2 protein-coding genes are annotated in these 2,776 nt (G+C 64.2%); both read right to left on the bottom strand.

All coding sequences use genetic code 11. From position 1 onward, the window contains the following. On the bottom strand, window positions 1–1,644 hold a 1,644-nt coding region (locus tag ACWD5Q_RS35310; protein ID WP_451431155.1), incomplete at its 3' end, for a type I polyketide synthase. Between the two features lie 76 nt (window positions 1,645–1,720). Then, a partial coding sequence (locus tag ACWD5Q_RS35305; RefSeq protein ID WP_451431154.1) for a beta-ketoacyl reductase occupies window positions 1,721–2,776 on the bottom strand: 1,056 nt, incomplete at its 5' end.

The raw sequence follows: 2,776 nt of genomic DNA, 5'->3' as shown, positions 1-2,776 counted from the left end.
GTCCGGGCCCAGGACCACGGCGCGGTGTTCGAACACCGACCGGGATGCGGCCAGTGACCAGCCCACCGCGCTCTCACTGAGCCCTGCCCGCCCGCCCGTGAACTCCCGCAGCCGGCCGGCCTGCGCACGCAGACCCCCAGCCGACCGCCCCGACACCACCCACGGCACCACACCCGGAGCCGCACTGGTATCCGCAGCTGCCTGCTCCTCGCCGGTATCCGGAGAGTGCACTGAACCCGTATGCGTGTCTTCCAGGTCCTGAGGCGCCTGCTCGAGAACGACGTGTGCGTTGGTGCCGCTGAGACCGAACGAGGACACTCCTGCCCGGCGTGGGTGGGTGGTCTGTGGCCATTGCACGGGTTCGGTCAGGAGTTGGACTGTTCCTGCGGACCAGTCCACGTGGGGGGAGGGTTCGTCGACGTGGAGAGTGCGTGGGAGTATTCCGTGGCGGAGTGCCATGACCATTTTGATCACACCGGCGACGCCCGCGACCGCTCCGGTGTGTCCGATGTTCGACTTTAGAGATCCCAGCCACAGGGGGTGGTCGGCCGGGCGGTTCTGTCCGTAGGTGGCCAGCAGTGCCTGGGCTTCGATGGGGTCTCCCAGCCGGGTGCCGGTGCCGTGGGCCTCGACCGCGTCGACTTCGTGGGCGGGTATTTGGGCGCCGGCCAGGGCTTGCAGGATCACCCGTTCCTGGGAGGCCCCGTTCGGTGCCGTCAGTCCGTTGGACGCACCGTCCTGGTTGACCGCCGACCCGCGGACCACGGCCAGCACCTGATGGCCCAGCCGCCGCGCGTCCGACAACCGCTCCACCACCAGCACACCCACACCCTCGCCCCAGCCAGTGCCGTCCGCCGCCGCCGCGAACGACTTGCACCGACCGTCGGACGCCAGCCCCCCCTGCCGGGAAAACTCCGCAAATAGACTCGGAGTGGCCATAACCATTGCGCCGCCGGTCAGCGCCAGGTCGCATTCGCCCGAGCGCAGGGACTGGCATGCCAGGTGCAGCGCGACCAACGACGACGAACACGCCGTGTCCACCGTCACCGCGGGCCCCTCCAGCCCCAGCACATACGCCACCCGGCCAGTAGCGATACTCACCATCCCACCTGTCAAGGAGTACCCTTCGGACTCCTCTCGCACATCGGACAGCACATTTCCATATTCGCCTGCCACTACCCCTGCGAAGATTCCCGTTTTGCTACCTCGGAGCGTCCCGGGATCTGTTCCAGACCGCTCCAACGCCTCCCAGGAAACCTCCAGCAGCAGTCGCTGCTGCGGATCCATCGACAACGCCTCACGCGGCGAGATACCGAAGAATTCCGCATCGAAGTCCGCCGCGTCAGTCAGGAAGCCGCCGACCCGTGCGTAGGAGGGTTCAGTGGTCTCTGTGCTGGAGTCGGACGTCTCGTCCACTCGCCAGCCACGATCAGATGGGAAAGCGGAAACAACATCCCTTCCAGCATCGACCAGGCGCCACAGGTCTTCTGGCGACTGAACACCACCGGGGAAACGGCAAGCCATACCGACGATGGCGATCGGCTCGGACTGTTTTCCCTCAATGGCTCGCAGGCGAAGCTTCGTCTCATGCAATTCGGCAGACGCTCGCCTCAGGTAATTACGAAGCTTCTCTTCATTCGCCATTGTCATCACCCTTATGTCTACGCGCACCAACGGCAGGACGTTTCCGCCCGCAAGTCATTCGACGCTCTTACCCAAGTCACTCGACGTTGTCGTCGATAAATTTGAAGATGTCCTCATCTGAGGCCATGTCGAATTTTTCGGCCGAGTCGATCGATATTTCCTCTGCCGAGGGCAAGGTCATATCCGTACCGTCGGAATTGCGTGCCACCAGCATCTTCAAGCGGCTCACCACTTGATCTCTGCCCGTCACCGTCATGCTCGAGAGCAACGCTTCCATCTTGTCGATTTCGACGAGGAGTGAATCCCAGGGAATGTCTTCTGCAGGTTGGATCTGGCTCCTCAGATAGCGGCCGAGAGCTGCCGGGTTGGGATGACTGAATACCACTGTGGGTGGGAGTCGCAGGCCTGTTGCGGTGTTGAGTCGGTTGCGGAATTCCACGGCTACCAGGGAATCGAAGCCGAATTCCTTGAAGGCTCGTTGCGGGTCGATGGCCTGGGATCCGGTGTGGCCGAGGACGGCTGCGGCGTGGGAGCAGACCAGTTCTGTCAGGATCCGGTCCTGCTCGGTTTCGGGTAGTGCGGCCAGGCGGTGGGCGAGGTCTGGTTGGTGGGTGTCGGTTGTCGAGGCGGTGCGTCGTCGGAGGGGTGTGCGTATCAGAGTGCGTAGGAGGGGTGGGGTGGGGGAGTCGGTGTGGTGGAGGGTGGTGGTGTCTATGGCGAGGGGAACCAGTAGGGCGCGGTCGGTGGTGGGAGCGGCGTCGAACAGTGTCATGCCGTCTTCGGTGGGGATGGGAGTGATTCCCAGTCGGGCCATGCGGTGGCGGTCGGTGTCTGCCAGGCCGGCGGTCATTTCGCTGTTCTGTTCCCATAGGCCCCAGGCCAGTGAGGTGCCGGGCAGTCCGTGTGCGCGGCGCCAGGAGGCGAGGGCGTCCAGGAATGTGTTGGCTGCCGCGTACCCGCTCTGTCCGGGTGTTCCCAGTACGCCGGCGGCTGAGGAGAACATCACGAACTGTGCCAGGTCCATTTCGTGTGTCAGGTCGTGGAGGTTCACTGCGGCGTCGGCTTTGGGCCGTAGGACTGACCGTAGCTGGTGTGGTGTCAGTGATCCGATTGTGGCGTCGCTGAGGACTCC

Source organism: Streptomyces sp. NPDC002513 (assembly GCF_053595355.1).
The sequence above is the reverse complement of the archived record's forward strand: the minus strand, read 5'-3'. Positions and strand labels throughout refer to the sequence as shown.